Source organism: Bradyrhizobium sp. 179 (assembly GCF_023073535.1).
In the GTDB taxonomy this organism is placed as follows: domain Bacteria; phylum Pseudomonadota; class Alphaproteobacteria; order Rhizobiales; family Xanthobacteraceae; genus Bradyrhizobium.
In genome coordinates, this window is the sequence record NZ_JADPJR010000078.1 from 1 (window position 1) to 12,783 (window position 12,783).

20 protein-coding genes and 1 pseudogene are annotated in these 12,783 nt (G+C 58.0%); 13 read left to right on the forward strand and 8 right to left on the reverse strand.

Going from position 1 to position 12,783, the window contains the following annotated elements:
• Positions 1-181: 181 nt before the first annotated feature.
• On the forward strand, positions 182-535 hold the full coding sequence (locus IVB12_RS19370) for a hypothetical protein (protein ID WP_247301145.1): 354 nt from the start codon (positions 182-184) through the stop codon (positions 533-535).
• A 274-nt stretch (positions 536-809) separates the two neighbouring features.
• Positions 810-1,511, forward strand: coding sequence for a hypothetical protein (locus IVB12_RS19375; RefSeq protein WP_247301146.1), 702 nt, complete (start codon positions 810-812; stop codon positions 1,509-1,511).
• Positions 1,512-1,518: 7 nt separating this feature from the next.
• Here IVB12_RS19375 and IVB12_RS19380 read toward each other — a convergent pair whose 3' ends face one another.
• On the reverse strand, positions 1,519-1,914 hold the full coding sequence (locus IVB12_RS19380) for a response regulator (protein WP_247301147.1): 396 nt from the start codon (positions 1,912-1,914) through the stop codon (positions 1,519-1,521).
• 37 nt (positions 1,915-1,951) lie between these two features.
• Positions 1,952-2,107: a hypothetical protein gene (locus IVB12_RS19385; protein WP_247301148.1), complete on the reverse strand. Its 156-nt coding sequence runs from the start codon at positions 2,105-2,107 to the stop codon at positions 1,952-1,954.
• Positions 2,108-2,485: 378 nt separating this feature from the next.
• Here IVB12_RS19385 and IVB12_RS19390 point away from each other — a divergent pair, with 378 nt between their 5' ends.
• The 7 genes from IVB12_RS19390 to IVB12_RS19415 all read left to right on the forward strand — a co-directional run bounded on the left by IVB12_RS19390 (position 2,486) and on the right by IVB12_RS19415 (position 5,505).
• Positions 2,486-3,010, forward strand: a complete 525-nt coding sequence (locus tag IVB12_RS19390) for a hypothetical protein (RefSeq protein ID WP_247301149.1) — start codon at positions 2,486-2,488, stop codon at positions 3,008-3,010.
• 2 nt (positions 3,011-3,012) lie between these two features.
• A complete protein-coding gene (locus IVB12_RS19395) occupies positions 3,013-3,588 on the forward strand; it encodes a hypothetical protein (protein ID WP_247301150.1) in 576 nt (191 codons plus the stop codon).
• Positions 3,581-3,757 (forward strand): hypothetical protein, encoded by a 177-nt coding sequence (locus tag IVB12_RS19400; protein WP_247301151.1) that lies wholly within the window; start codon positions 3,581-3,583, stop codon positions 3,755-3,757. Before IVB12_RS19395 ends, IVB12_RS19400 begins: the two co-directional genes overlap by 8 nt.
• Positions 3,744-4,301 carry an HK97 family phage prohead protease gene (locus IVB12_RS19405; protein ID WP_247301152.1) on the forward strand — a complete coding sequence of 186 codons (558 nt, stop codon included), beginning with the start codon at positions 3,744-3,746 and terminating at the stop codon, positions 4,299-4,301. The genes IVB12_RS19400 and IVB12_RS19405 overlap by 14 nt, the downstream gene beginning before the upstream one ends.
• 158 nt (positions 4,302-4,459) lie before the next feature.
• Entirely contained in the window at positions 4,460-4,588 is a 129-nt protein-coding gene (locus tag IVB12_RS38190; protein ID WP_256467122.1) for a hypothetical protein, read from the forward strand.
• Positions 4,585-5,214: a hypothetical protein gene (locus tag IVB12_RS19410; protein WP_247301153.1), complete on the forward strand. Its 630-nt coding sequence runs from the start codon at positions 4,585-4,587 to the stop codon at positions 5,212-5,214. The genes IVB12_RS38190 and IVB12_RS19410 overlap by 4 nt, the downstream gene beginning before the upstream one ends.
• Positions 5,215-5,220: 6 nt before the next feature.
• The gene (locus IVB12_RS19415; protein ID WP_247277144.1) at positions 5,221-5,505 is read left to right on the forward strand and encodes a hypothetical protein; all 285 of its coding nucleotides are present in this window, start codon (positions 5,221-5,223) and stop codon (positions 5,503-5,505) included.
• Between the two features lie 932 nt (positions 5,506-6,437).
• Here the strand turns inward: IVB12_RS19415 and IVB12_RS19420 are convergent.
• Together IVB12_RS19420 and IVB12_RS19430 are read right to left on the reverse strand one after the other, a co-directional pair.
• Positions 6,438-6,743: a hypothetical protein gene (locus IVB12_RS19420; RefSeq protein WP_247301163.1), complete on the reverse strand. Its 306-nt coding sequence runs from the start codon at positions 6,741-6,743 to the stop codon at positions 6,438-6,440.
• A 764-nt stretch (positions 6,744-7,507) separates the two neighbouring features.
• A complete protein-coding gene (locus IVB12_RS19430) occupies positions 7,508-7,690 on the reverse strand; it encodes a hypothetical protein (protein WP_247301155.1) in 183 nt (60 codons plus the stop codon).
• A gap of 248 nt (positions 7,691-7,938) precedes the next feature.
• Between IVB12_RS19430 and IVB12_RS19435 the strand changes: the two genes are divergently transcribed.
• From IVB12_RS19435 to IVB12_RS19450, 4 genes are all read left to right on the forward strand, one after another.
• On the forward strand, positions 7,939-8,364 hold the full coding sequence (locus tag IVB12_RS19435; RefSeq protein ID WP_247301156.1) for a hypothetical protein: 426 nt from the start codon (positions 7,939-7,941) through the stop codon (positions 8,362-8,364).
• A gap of 90 nt (positions 8,365-8,454) precedes the next feature.
• Positions 8,455-8,745 carry a hypothetical protein gene (locus IVB12_RS19440; protein WP_247301157.1) on the forward strand — a complete coding sequence of 97 codons (291 nt, stop codon included), beginning with the start codon at positions 8,455-8,457 and terminating at the stop codon, positions 8,743-8,745.
• Between the two features lie 251 nt (positions 8,746-8,996).
• Positions 8,997-9,257 carry a hypothetical protein gene (locus IVB12_RS19445; RefSeq protein ID WP_247301158.1) on the forward strand — a complete coding sequence of 87 codons (261 nt, stop codon included), beginning with the start codon at positions 8,997-8,999 and terminating at the stop codon, positions 9,255-9,257.
• A gap of 65 nt (positions 9,258-9,322) precedes the next feature.
• On the forward strand, positions 9,323-10,069 hold the full coding sequence (locus tag IVB12_RS19450) for a DUF5131 family protein (RefSeq protein WP_247301159.1): 747 nt from the start codon (positions 9,323-9,325) through the stop codon (positions 10,067-10,069).
• Here IVB12_RS19450 and tcmP read toward each other — a convergent pair.
• The 4 genes and pseudogenes from tcmP to IVB12_RS19470 form a co-directional block, all read right to left on the reverse strand.
• Positions 10,039-10,831, reverse strand: a pseudogene (tcmP, locus tag IVB12_RS19455) (three-Cys-motif partner protein TcmP). The gene IVB12_RS19450 and the pseudogene tcmP sit on opposite strands and share 31 nt — an antisense overlap.
• A gap of 22 nt (positions 10,832-10,853) precedes the next feature.
• Positions 10,854-11,162 carry a hypothetical protein gene (locus IVB12_RS19460; protein ID WP_247301160.1) on the reverse strand — a complete coding sequence of 103 codons (309 nt, stop codon included), beginning with the start codon at positions 11,160-11,162 and terminating at the stop codon, positions 10,854-10,856.
• A 72-nt stretch (positions 11,163-11,234) separates the two neighbouring features.
• Positions 11,235-11,666, reverse strand: coding sequence for a Rap1a/Tai family immunity protein (locus IVB12_RS19465; protein ID WP_247301161.1), 432 nt, complete (start codon positions 11,664-11,666; stop codon positions 11,235-11,237).
• A 275-nt stretch (positions 11,667-11,941) separates the two neighbouring features.
• Positions 11,942-12,373, reverse strand: coding sequence for a hypothetical protein (locus IVB12_RS19470; RefSeq protein WP_247301162.1), 432 nt, complete (start codon positions 12,371-12,373; stop codon positions 11,942-11,944).
• Positions 12,374-12,783 lie beyond the last annotated feature (410 nt).

Consider the following 12,783-nt stretch of genomic DNA (forward strand, 5'->3'; position numbering starts at 1 on the left):
ACCAGCTCCGACGACCCGAGCGCTCCCAGCAGAGCACGCCGATCAAAGGGGTCCCTTTTGGATGCCGATAGGGGGTCCCAGTCGAACGCCGATTGACAACGAAGCAGATCGCGGCGTGAAGCCGAAGACAGCACCGACCAGTACGGTCGAACGAGCCGCGGACGCCGAGGATCATCCCGACATGCGCAAGAAGCACGTCCCAGACCACGCCGCTATCGCCGAAGCGGCGCGAGCCCTCCGGCAATCCGCAATTGAATACGATGTTCCGCGCGGTGTGCCGCTGACCGTCGTGTCCAGCGCGGTGGAAAGGCGGGGCGACGATACCTGGATGGCTCTCCAGACCGATCGCGGACGCGTTGCCGTCCTGGTTGAGGGCAGCAATGCTCCTCTACAGGATGCGGGTCAGGCGCACCTCGACCAGCTCACCACTGCGTGCGGGATTGGCGCCATCAATGACTCGTTAGATCTGCACGGTAAGTCCTTCATGATAGCTCGCGACACGTTTGCGGCCTTACCCGAGGAGCAGGCGGCGTGACCGGGTAGGGGCCATCTCGATCCCTCCCGCGATCCGCCCCGCATACCGGCCGCCCACTCGCGCGCTAAATCCCGCAGATATCGAGGAAAATTTTCACCGGTGACGCGAACTGAAAACCTGCGGCGTCGCGTCCGCAAGTGCACATACCGGTGGGAGGCGTGGTGGGCTGAGAGTGTCAATCCACCCCCGTTCAGCATTCGATCCGGCGGCAACAGCCGGACGAAACCAAGAGCCGATAACGGCCAAGCAATATGCACTGTTACGTCGAGACCTTATGAAACACGCAAACGACAACGCACCGCTTCAGGCCAACGACTTCACCGACCTTGCCGCGCGTCGCGCCTGGCTAGCGACCGCCCCTGCAACGCACGCCGCACACCGTGAGCAGTCCCCGTGCATCACATGGTGCAAGCGTGAGGAAGACCAGCTCACATTCTTCGGCCTCAAGCTCTGGCGCACTTTGAATGCGCCGCCGTGCATGGCTGCAAACGATAACGAGCCAGATGACGAGGACGCAGAGAGCGGTGAGCGGCCCGTGACTCCGAATATGGACCGCGAAATGGTCGACGTCAGCGCCAAGCAGCTGATCTATGCCTACGAGCACGGCATGACACGCTGGGTGGGCAATCGGCTTGTGAAGGTTTGGTCTGGGCACCAGTGGACCGCCGCGGACGCGGAGTTCGGCAAGGTACGCCAACGGAAAAGCGACAAGGCAGATACTGAGAGCTGGGACGCTGAGATGCCCGACGCCCAGACGGAGTTGGCTCGGGCGCAGGATACTGAGAGGTTGCGCAAGGCGTTGGGACCCAAGACGGTACACGTCTTGGACATGACGGCCGACAGCACCTTGGCCGAGATCGGCGAGTATCTGGGATTCAGCGGGCAGTATGCGGCGCGTATGGCCGGCAAGGAGGTTCGGGCGGCGGTCGTCGCGCTGAACGCCGCGATAGCAGAGGGCGAGCGGGCCGCAGCTTGACGGGGCCTTAGTCTGTCGGCGGAAGGGGGGTTGCATTCAGCAGATTGGAAATGGCTGTAACCAACTGCGCCGGCGCGAATGGTTTGGCAATCAAGACACTGTTTGGGACGCCTTGAACTGGCCATTCGTGGGCGGCGGCGCCTGACATGTAGATGATCGGGAAGTTAGGGTCGATAGCTCTGGCACATCGTGCCACTTCCCATCCGTCCACCGTGCCAGCCAGGTTAATATCGGTGACGAGCGCGCGATATTTGCTGTTGGTACCCTGTAGCAGTGTAACTGCTTCCTCGCCCGTAGCGGCGACTTCGGCTTCATATCCGCCGTCAACCAGAGCGCCTTCAACAAGCTCCCAAATTAGTTGTTCGTCTTCGACGACGAGAACCGCAAGCGATAGCTCTGGCACTGATGGTCTCCCCGGCCGGGGTGTGGGTTCCCGAAACTCAAAAGCCCCGTCTTCGGATCTCGTCCTCGATTTCTTTAAGTAGCTTAAGGATTTCGGGAGCATCCATGTCTTCAAGCGCGGTGCGCTTCTTTGCGAAGGCCGATGGCAGAGTAGGATCAATCGGTTGGTGCTCGACGCCAAATGGACTGGCCATGACCGCTCCGCTGTTGGCAGGGGGAGCGACAGCTCTCAGTCACGGGCGCCTGCAGGACGAGCCTTGGCCGGTGATGTGGATCAACGGGCCATACTTTGGAAAGTTCCACCAAAGGGTGACTGCTCCCCTCAATTCGGCAGCTTCGTCCCGCCTTCCGCTTCAATCCCATAACCGGACTAGCACAGTGCTTGGGTGTGTACGCTCACAGGCCCCCAAACTCTTTAGTCTTTAGCGGCAGATTTTCTGCCCCGACGTGTTGTGCAACTCGCGTGGGTTCGATCCCCACGCACCTCTTTTTCGGCCTTGAGCCGCGAAGCCGCGCAGTCGGCTTTTTATTTAGCCCTCTAATCGAAATTCTTAACAATGGAGAATGGCCGCGTGGCCAGCTTGAACAACGCGCTCGACAGCATCGAGCGCCATCTTGATTTTCCGCGAAGTCGGAGCGCCGGCATTGCCAGACGCATGCAAGAATCCGGCATCCTGCCGATCGGCGCACCAGGCGTCGCGCCGGAATTGGACGAGGACAACGTGCTCGACCTCGTCATTGCGTTGGCATCCGACGTCACCTTGCATGAGGCACCGGACGCGGTTCGCGCTTTCCACGCGATGACGCCTGGTGGCGCGAGCTTAGCTGATGCGCCGTCATCGATTCCCAATGCGCCAATTGCGATCTCCCTCCTGATTGAGGATGCCCGTGTTGGCGTTGCTGGTGCGCGATCATCGCAAGTCGAGGTCTCGTGCAATTGGCGGGCAGTGGCGATCCATTCGCCGGCAGGAGGCGTTAAGCGCTTTTGTGAGGCCGGCGAGGCGGCAACGCACTGGCAGTCAAGCGGGCATCATCGATCAACCACGCTCAGTGCGGCAGCGCTTGCTGATGCCCTCGACGAACTCTTTGGAGAATGAAATTGGCACTTTTGAAAAAGACCACGGCAGAGCCGTATCGCATCCCTTCCTTGGCAGAGGCCGATCCGAAGCTCGCCGCGCTGCTGCAGAGGCAGAGTGATCTGTACGCGCTGCAATCGAAACTCAACAGCGAACTGCGCGATCTGCAGAAACAGATCGACGTGGTCGGCGATAAAGGCCCGCGCGTTTCGGCGAGTATCGCAGAATTGCTCGGTGACGAGGCCGATAGCGGACCCGTGCTGAGGAAACAGGCTGCGGACATTCGTGCAAAGCTGGACGACGTTGAAACCGCTATTGAAATCGTCCGTCGCCGGCTTAGCGACGCGAAAGGGCCTGCAAGCCTGGCCGTCTGTCAGATCGTCAAGCCGGAATACGGCCGGCGTGTTGCTGTCGTCGCGAAGGCACTTGAGACGCTTGCGGCCGCACGAGCGGATTACGACGATTTGCGCAATCAATTCGAGGCCGAAGACGTGCAATGGACTCACCTGGTTCCAATCTCGTTGGGCTTCCTCGGCGATCCACGTGACGGCCACATTCCGCGATTTATGCGCGAAGTGAAGGAGGCTGGGTATGTTTGAGAAGGCCGAGAAACGCGAGGCCAAAGCGGCCGTGAAAGTCACGCTTCGGGGCAGGGTGCTAAACGTCGACGATCCCAGTCCAGTCGCGATTGCGCGGGCGCTGCGGAAAAACAAGCAGGAGAGGCTCGATGCGAAGCGGGCACGGGAGGCAAAGCTTGCCGGCCGCTGATGTCGAGTTTCGTGACGCTCCAGCCGAGCAGGCCGGTTCGGTTATCCGAGGTTATGCTGCGCTGTATGACGTGACCACGACGATTGGCGGAGAGTACCTCGAAAAGATCGCGCCAGGCGCATTTACTAAGACCATCGCGAATGGCGATGTGGTGGCCTTGCTAGCCCATGATTGGGGCCGCGTACTCGGAAGGCAGTCGGCCGGATCGCTCCGCCTCAAGGATGGGCCAATCGGACTCAGCTTTGAATTGGACGCGGACATCAGTACACCAAGTGGGGCAGAGGCGATTGGCACGGTGCGTCAACGTGCGGTCAAAGGCTGCAGCTTTGGTTTTCGCGTGCTGTGGTCCGATTGGTCGGACGAGGACGAAATGCCGCTGCGCGTTATCAGAGAAATCGAACTGTACGAAATTTCTCTTTTAGCGAATCCCGCATACGAGGCAACCACCGCTTGGGTTAGTTCGCGTGCCAACACCAACAGTGCTGCCGCCCAACGTCGGATAGCGGCAAGGCGTGAAGCAATGCGCATCAGGGACATGTTGTAGGCGGTACGGTAGTGGGGTGTAGCAACTCCCTGGGCCGTTTGCCCGCGGAGACCGGCGCCCTCCCATTTCACGCGCATCTGCAATTGAAAAGATGGGGTATCAGAGGTTGCATTGGTTAATCATGCAGCCGACCACAAAATCCCAGAACGGAGATCTCAATGCCAATTTTTACGGCTATCGCGACCGCAGTTCTCGCGACTTTCAGCATCACTAGCACCTTCATCGACGAAGTTGAAATCGTGGTGATTGACGAAGGGTCTGATGATGACGAGGGCGTGGACAAATGACTGCGATTTCGGCTTTCAAGTCTTCAGACTCGATTCACGTCTTTTCCGATGGCGCCTGGCACGACCCGATGTCTGCTAAACTTTGCGGCGTGGGAACCAAAGTCCACACGATTCCGGAGCACAACGCAATTTTTGCGGTCACCGGAATGTCGACGGTGCCGCATCTGCTTTCGGGACTTCTGATGGAAAATCACTTCGCCGATTTTCGTTCGCTTGCAGATGCAATGCCGGATCTGGTTAAGGCGTGCTCCACTCGGGCGAAGGCAGTCGGCCTTAACATGACCGGCCGGTGCGACGTCGTCCTGGCGGGTTGGTCCGAAAATGTCGGTCCATCGATCTTCGTCACGGAATGCCATTTTGACCACGGCTTTTTCAAAGGAGCCGCAGTCGAGCTGTACATCAGGCCTAGCGTAGATGGTTCATCGGGAATGCATTTTCCTGATGATGGACTGCGGTTGCTAGAGAAGCAGCATGCCGCAAGATTTAACCGAGCCGCCGAAGGTACATTCGGCAGCGCGACGGTTGGCGGACTTGTCGGCGGCTTCGCGCAGCATACGCAAATCGATGCTGATGGTATCCAAATCAAAGTGCTGAAGTTGCCCCGGAAGATAGCGGTGGCCGGATGAGGTCAAATGATTGCATCAAAGCAGAGACGAGCACTCACCATGTGCGCATTGGCAGATGGACATCAACAACATCTTTCCGTCGATGAAGCCGTCGCGCCGACGCATGACCAACGCCACCACGCCGTTCTACCTCAATGCGCAATCCGTCTTTACCGGTACGGCGCCAACGGCCACTTGGTCGATCCGAGCAAGACGGATGTGCTAGCTAACGAGGCGCTTTCCACTCCTGATCGTCTGGGAATGAACGTGATTGCCGCGCCTTTGCTAGTATTTCGCCAGCGGCCGACTTGACCGTCACCTCATACTGGTAGACGCCGGGATTGCAAGGCGCGAACGTGCGAAGAGCGCCAGCGGGAAGGATGCCATTCTTAGGCAAGGGAACTTCCTGGCCGCCATATTCTCGATCGGCCTGGGAAAAGAGCACAAGGATTGAAGCCGCTCCTTGCGGAACATCTTTAAGCCGGAGTTCTGGATTGTCGAAGAGGCTAATGCAGCGCTCTGATCTGAGAAACGAGAAGCTCATTGTCATTCGTGCAGCAGCCGGCGGTGAGATCACCTCGTGCTGGACCTGTTGTCGCGCGGTTGTTTGGGCTGCGGCCGACGTGGCCCAGATCAGGACCAAACCCGTGACTACAATTGCTCTCATTGGCTTCGATAGCATAAACCGCGAGACGAGTCTGATCTATTCTCGATCGGTCGCTCCCTCAGGGACGGTCAGTGCGGCCGTCTGATCTTCTTTTTGCGCCTAGCAGTCGCCTTCTTAATCTGCTCTCGCAAGCGAAGGATTTCTGCCCATCGAGCCGCGATCTCCGGATCGAATGGTGCCCATGTCGGCTTGCCTTTTTGACGGTTGCGTTTCGCCATGTTTGCAGCCTAGCGACTGCAATCGGTGCTCGCGCGGTCATTCCGTCGTTAAGCTTGATGGGCGCGGCCCGAGTTAATTCTGGAACCGCACGCGCGGGCCTTGCCTCGCGCGATCAAGCGGCGAAAAGCAAGTAATAAAGAAGCGCGGCGGCGACCATGGCCAGCCAGACTAACGACGCTAAGAAATAAGCCTTGTGCCAATCCATGGGCAGGGAACGTAGCACCGGCGCTGCCAACTGGGATACTCTCCCGCTCGCTCAGGGCTTGTGAATCATCGCGTCCAGAGGATTCGCGGCGTTTTCTATGTCCGGCAGATTGCTAAAAGCCGCTTCGGCAAACCAGAGGCGCGTGGCTGACGATCAATCGTTGTCCACGCGCGATTCCCGAAACTCAGCTGGGCCATCTATGAGTCGGCTCTTGCGAGCCTTGGCGTCAGCGTCGCTCGCATCTTTATCGCGCAACCCATTAATCGCGTCTTCGGCCAATTCGTTGGCTCGCTCACCTTGTGACGGATACCCGTCCAGCCAGTCTTGCTCAGTCGCTAAGTCGGACCACGCCCGCGCCATCCGCTTGTAGCGGAGTGCCGCCTGCGCGTTGGTCGTTTCCTCGGCGAGTTGCAGGCAGTTCTCGGCGTTTTCGCGAAATTTATCGGACGTTTTGGCCATTAGAGGTAACGGGCTTCCCGTGAAGTGGTTCCGACTTTTAGACGGAGCGGCCCGGCGGACCTTCAGCGCATCTGCCTGCACTTCGCCTAGGGACGGGGCCTACCCTTTGTCTTTTGGATGGGAGGCATGCTGGGGTTTAGCTTGCTCCAAATGAGGTTCAGGACAGTATTGATAGCCCTATCGGTCTTGCTGGCCATTCGCGTTCGAAAGTCAGTTATTCTCTTCACGCGACTGCGTACACGGTTTTGAAGGCGTCTCATCATGCCGGCGCTCGCAGACCGGGCGACGAAACCCACTGATCGATGTGAATAGCCACCTCGGCCTGACGAACCTTCTGCAGCAAGGCGTCGCGGTCCTTGCCCGGCCGCAGTCTTTCGGCCTGATCGCGCCCGCGTTGCGCAAAATGAGAAAGCCGTTCTGAATGTGTTAGAATCCGAGATTGCATAGCGCTGCTCCCTGTCCGGTTGGGCGGGAGCACAATACTCTCAGTCACCGGTAGAAGCCGTGGGCCGAGCGGTGATGGACCGACTAGACACCCCTTTCGGTAGGGAGTCGACATAATTCGGTTAGCCCACTTCGAACTGTCAATTCGGTATACGAAGTAGATTGAACAGGGCGCCGTTTCCCTCAATCTGGGCCGTTTCACGCGAGGTTTCATGGCCCCTCATCAGCAGCAAGTCGCCTCCTGATCGTCAATATGCCAGTAGTCAATAGCCGCGCGGAGCGCGATCTGACTTGGAAGTGAATCAAGGGTGGCGCGCTAATTACCGCTGATGTCCGAGTCCGATTCCTAAGACGATTGCCTTCTGACGTAGGGCACCTTCGGTTCGCTTCAGTTCCTTCGCGATCTTTGCGACGGGAGTCCGATCCTTCGAATGCTTCTTCAGCGTGCGCAGGTCGGCGAGTGTCCACTCACGGCGAACAGGTTTCTTCGTCTTCTTGGCCAAGGCGGCGCTCCTTTGAGGTTGAGGAGCGCCGTTTAGCACACGACGCGGTGTACGCAATCCTTACATCGGGCCTCTCTGATCATTGCGGCGCACTAGCTAACGTCCTCGCTTTCCAGATGATGCGGGGTGGATGAAGCAATGCAGCACCTCTCGAACAAATCTAACGCAAACGGCGGCCGGCATAGAGACGGCGGAACGAAACCCGCCCCTGGCAAGTTAGTTGCGTTGTCTGCGACTAGGGTAACCACATGGCCGAATTCTCATCACAGCGCGCAGATGCTCGTCCGTCATCCGCGCTCCCGTTGCTCGTCGCTCTCCTCGCTTTGGCCGTCGCTGTTGGTGCGCTCTGGATGAGCTATGGCAACCCGGCAAGCCCAGCTGTCACGCAGGATCAGGCCGTCGTAGCGCCTCCTACAGACCCGTCGATAGATAAGATCAAACAGGACCTGGCGGCTCTTCAACAGGCGGTGCAAGAGATGCAAGCTAACCAGCAGAAGCAAGCTGGTGAGTCTCAACAGAAGATTGCGGCACAGCAGGGCGGACAAAAACTTCTATCTGACCAGCTGGGTTCGCTCAGTGCACGAGTTAACGCGCTGGAGTCGGCAAGGGCCGAAACTAACGCTCCTGCATCGCAGCCCTTTCCAGGCGCGCGTGCCAAACGTACGAAGCAATAGGACTTCAAGAACGCCGACATCTCAGTGTTTCACGTGCGTGTAGGGCCACGAGTTCACGAAAACAGTTGGCCGCTCGGAACGTTTGAGAAGATGGCTGCGTTGAAAATGGCGCGGTGCTTCTGCTCTGCAGAAATGCAATCGCTAATCGTCGCGTCAAGGTGCGTGATGGACAGGACGGCGATATTTGATGAACTCAGGCAGATTGAGCGCGAGGTAGTCGAAGGAGAGCGCCGGCTCGCGGAGCAAGAGGCTCTAATTGTTGATTTGAAGCGCCAACACCAAGATACAGCCAAAGCTGAAGCCGAACTCGCACGCATGCGTCAAGATCAGCGGTGCCGCGATCTTGATCGGCAACGTCTTCTCTCTCGACTGCAACCCTGAAATAGTCGGCATCATTGGGCGATACTCTCTTTCTCCCTATCTCAGGTGGCGCCGATGAAGTCGGCCTTGCGCGGGTGCAGGTGCAGCTTGCCCAGCTCAAGGCGGAGTTGTCGGCACGTGTCGTGGAGACTGTGAAGAGGGCTAAGGCTGGGAAAGTGTTGTAGTGGAAGGTGTCGACCCTGTCGCTTCTGGCAGGTGCGGGCCTCCCGAGCTGTGCGCATGATCGCCGCTAAAGAACGAGGGCCGCGGCTATGCAACGTTATTACTTCCCGATCATCCACAACGGACATTTACAGGCGGACGATGAGGGGGAGCTATTTGGCACTGCTGAGCTGGCAATCCAGTACGGCGCCCGGGTCGCTCGGGATATCGCCAGCGATCCCGAATATGACCGTGGTGCGGGCACGGTCGTATTCGTGGTTGAAGCATCCGGCGCTGAGATCGCGCGGTATAGGGTGGACGCGACAGAACCGCTGCGCGTGTTGTCAGGTGGGGGTGGGCTTAGGAGGTGAGGTCGTCAGGTTAACGAAATCTCACCACTTTCTTGTGATTCTATGTGCCTGAAAGGTGCTTTCCCATGGCAGAAACCTCCATCGAATGGACCGACGCGACGTGGAATCCGGTGGCGGGTTGCACCATCCTCTCGCCTGGATGCACCAATTGCTACGCAATGCGTATGGCGGCGCGCTTAGAGGCGATGGGCGTGGCGAAGTATAAAGGGCTGACGCGAAAAAGTGGCGGCCGAGCAAAGTGGACCGGTAAGCTCTATCTGGATCGGAAGGCGCTCGACACACCGAAAGGCTGGAGTAAGCCACGCCAGATTTTCGTGAATTCCATGTCTGATCTCTTCCATGAAGATGTGCCGGAGGATTTCGTCGCCGAAATGTGGTCGACGATGGCAGCGACGTCGCGGCACACCTACCAGATCCTCACAAAGCGACCTGATCGCATGGCTGAGATCACCTCAGGTCTGCCGTTGCTGCGCAACGTCTGGCTCGGCACGAGTGTGGAGAGCGCCGACTACTTGCATCGAATAGACGATTTGCGCCGCGTTCGCGCCGCGGTGCGATTCATCTCGTTTGAGCCGCTGCTGGGGTCCGTTGCCGCCGCCAACCTCAAAAAGATTCATTGGGCGATTGTGGGCGGCGAGAGTGGTCCGAAGGCTCGGCCGATGGATGCTGAGTGGGTTAGCGAAATCGAGGCCGCCTGTCGCCACTACGGGACCGCATTTTTCTTCAAACAGTGGGGCGGCAAGAACAAGAAAGCCGCTGGGCGCATGCTGAACGGCCGCACCTACGACGAAATGCCGGCTTTGAGTATGTGATTGCCGACGTTCCTCGCCAATTTGATCGCTGTCGGATTCTGACTGGAGATGCAGAAGAACAGAGAAAAACGCTGTGGCCCCTCGTGCAGCGGTAGTGGCAAAGGGTCAAGGACAGCTCCAAAGATGGTCTCTAGCCGCTTCTTAGCATAGGCCTCTAGGGCGACCAGATCGGCGTCGCGTCTTCGGGACACAGCGTCATCGCAGCCGAAAAGGTCGGACGTTGTGCTTGCAGAGTAAAGCTCGCGCTCCCATTCGTCCGTTCCGAGCATGCGCGTCAGAGCAGCTCTCTTATCATCATCCAAATCGGCGTGGTCGCGTGTTGCTTGACGGTAGAAGCCTGCTAGCGAAAACAAGTACCACACATCTATTGCTTGGGTCCTCGCAATAGCCACCAACGTCGTTGGCATCATTTTTTACAACCGCGATGCGTCTGTCGGGGTGTCGCGCTCGCAAGTCTTCGAGTGCTCGAACATAAGAAGGCTTGTTCTCGATGAACACCAGAAAATCAAAGCGAGGCGTCACATCGATTGCGATTTTGGCGGAGCCGCGGCGTCGCTCTAGCCGTTCAGGTTCACCAGCGTCAATCAGGTTGGCTGGAACGGCCTCATGTCGGATTGTCCGATAGCCTGTACCTGCGAAGGCGTCGATGTACCAGAGTTGAGGGAACTTGTTGCGTAAAGCGGTGGTAAAGAAGTGCAGATACTTTTCTACGATCGAGAGCTTTAGTTCGGTGTGTTGGTCGCCAAACTCGTGATCCGTCATATGCTATCACTTTCCGCAGCTCTCAATCTTCGTATCTTTGTTCTGCACGCCGCAGCACGACATTTCCCTCTCTCAGCTCCAAGCTCAGAATGTTCATGTCGGGCTGGATTGAGAAGGCTTGCGATTGATCATACCAGCGCCATTGAAACCACAGTGTCTTTCCATCTTCATGCTTTTCCCAAATTGTTTTTTGAGAAGGTGCGCCGTCCCCTAGCCGGGTGAATCCGTTGTGATTTAAGGCCCGTTCAACGTTGCTTATGTTGCGGCCATTGGCTGCGGTCGTCATCGCGGAAGCGATTTCGTCAAATATCGCTTCAATCTTTCCCGACATTGGTCGTACCCCGCATGCGCGATAGGTGAATCTTTTAAACGAAAGTCGGCCCGGCGCGCCCTCTCTCCAATCTCAAGGAAGTTTCTTGCAGGCGAATGCAGCGATCATAGCTTTATAGGTTGCCAAAGCAGCCACGTCGCTACGTTCGGCAGGGTTGTCTTTTAGGTATTTCACCACGATGTCCATAATTTGCTGTTTGGTGCGGTGATTGTCGGGTCCGCAGTCGTAACCATTCGCCAGCAGCATGTCGTAGTGGCCGATAATCGTGCCTAGACAAATGGCATAGGTCCGTGGGTTCTGGCAGAATTCGTACAGCGAGTTACCAGTGTCAAAGTAAGGACGGGCGGGGCTCGTGGAGTACGCGAGCGCAACGACGGCGGTAAACCAACGAAGCATCATCTTCCCCTGGAAGGCGCAGAACCACTTCGCGCTAAGAAGGCGGTAGCTACCGACTTTACCGCAGCAGGCTGGCGACGCCGTAGTTGGGGCCTGCAACGTGATCAATCGATATCGTCCCCGTCGTCGTCCTCATCCGCGCCCCGACTTGGGTCCTCGACGTACACTAAGCATCCTTCATAGAACGAGATTGCGTTGCCCCTCAGCGGACAACTGGATACGGACGTCACATTGTGCGCTTCCGCCCACCGATACCCTGCGGCGTGACCCGAACAATCGTCGGAGCATTCGTAACTGCCGAATTCGCGAGCCTGGGTATCGCAAGAGGAGGTCAGAACGCCGAATGCGACAAGAATAATCGCGGCGGATCGGATCGAGGTCATTTACGTACCCGGTGCGATTGTGGATTTAGAAGGGGGCTTTTTTTGCTTCGGCGCAGGCGCGGCAGCCGCCGCCTCTTGCTGTTTCTTCATCTCGGCGACCTTTGCCAATTCTGCACGCTTGGCGTCCGCCTCATCTTCTCTGACGAGGAGATAGCCCTTCTCTGCCATGCAACCTTGGCCGACAGTGTCGGCGGCGTTAGTTCGCTCTTGGGCTGCGATAGCTCCCGCCAATCCACCGCCAGCGACAGTGACGCCAGATAGGGCTGCCTTGTTACGCTCGCCAAGACAGGCGGTCCTGTCGACCTCGAACTGCGTTTGTAGAACCGGGTTTTCACGAGAGGACTGACCGTCCACGCGGACCCAGCCCATTTTCGGCGCGGCAGCGCAGCCGCCCAGCGCGGCGCAAAGCGCCGCAGTCGCAAGTATACGCATAGTAAAGCCCCCCGGCTAAAAAAGAGGCACATCCAACCTCAACCGGTGCGCGAGATCAATAGCTTGCGCGCGTGACCACTCTGCGAAAATGCAGGGCGCACTGCCTGGCGAGATCGAACACCGGGAAAAATACGGGTGTCGTGTCGCATCACAGGTGCAATCCGATAAGGAATCGAATGGCGATGTAGGCGCCGGCCCCCACAACGGCCGTCGCAATAAGCGCCAACAGGACCCGCCAAGTTTCGTCCATTGTGCCTCGCGGTGTGTGAGGGCGCAGGCCGGAGGCTTAGAAACGGCCTGCGAGAACGTATTGTCAAGCGACGTCCGGATTTGACCCCGCAGCGACATGAGGAAGTGACCCCCTTGTTGTTTGCAGGACTGTAGCAAGCCGCTCGCGAAGCGCGCCCGTC

Bases quoted from the DNA above. Each gene is read 5' to 3' on its own strand.
- IVB12_RS19470 (WP_247301162.1), bottom strand. From the start codon at position 12,373: ATGCGTATACTTGCGACTGCGGCGCTTTGCGCCGCGCTGGGCGGCTGC.
- IVB12_RS19400 (WP_247301151.1), top strand. From the start codon at position 3,581: ATGTTTGAGAAGGCCGAGAAACGCGAGGCCAAAGCGGCCGTGAAAGTC.
- IVB12_RS38190 (WP_256467122.1), top strand. From the start codon at position 4,460: ATGCCAATTTTTACGGCTATCGCGACCGCAGTTCTCGCGACTTTCAGC.
- IVB12_RS19415 (WP_247277144.1), top strand. From the start codon at position 5,221: ATGATTGCATCAAAGCAGAGACGAGCACTCACCATGTGCGCATTGGCA.
- IVB12_RS19460 (WP_247301160.1), bottom strand. From the start codon at position 11,162: ATGTCGGGAAAGATTGAAGCGATATTTGACGAAATCGCTTCCGCGATG.
- IVB12_RS19410 (WP_247301153.1), top strand. From the start codon at position 4,585: ATGACTGCGATTTCGGCTTTCAAGTCTTCAGACTCGATTCACGTCTTT.
- IVB12_RS19375 (WP_247301146.1), top strand. From the start codon at position 810: ATGAAACACGCAAACGACAACGCACCGCTTCAGGCCAACGACTTCACC.
- IVB12_RS19385 (WP_247301148.1), bottom strand. From the start codon at position 2,107: ATGGCCAGTCCATTTGGCGTCGAGCACCAACCGATTGATCCTACTCTG.
- IVB12_RS19440 (WP_247301157.1), top strand. From the start codon at position 8,455: ATGGCTGCGTTGAAAATGGCGCGGTGCTTCTGCTCTGCAGAAATGCAA.
- IVB12_RS19370 (WP_247301145.1), top strand. From the start codon at position 182: ATGCGCAAGAAGCACGTCCCAGACCACGCCGCTATCGCCGAAGCGGCG.
- IVB12_RS19450 (WP_247301159.1), top strand. From the start codon at position 9,323: ATGGCAGAAACCTCCATCGAATGGACCGACGCGACGTGGAATCCGGTG.
- IVB12_RS19420 (WP_247301163.1), bottom strand. From the start codon at position 6,743: ATGGCCAAAACGTCCGATAAATTTCGCGAAAACGCCGAGAACTGCCTG.
- IVB12_RS19445 (WP_247301158.1), top strand. From the start codon at position 8,997: ATGCAACGTTATTACTTCCCGATCATCCACAACGGACATTTACAGGCG.
- IVB12_RS19435 (WP_247301156.1), top strand. From the start codon at position 7,939: ATGGCCGAATTCTCATCACAGCGCGCAGATGCTCGTCCGTCATCCGCG.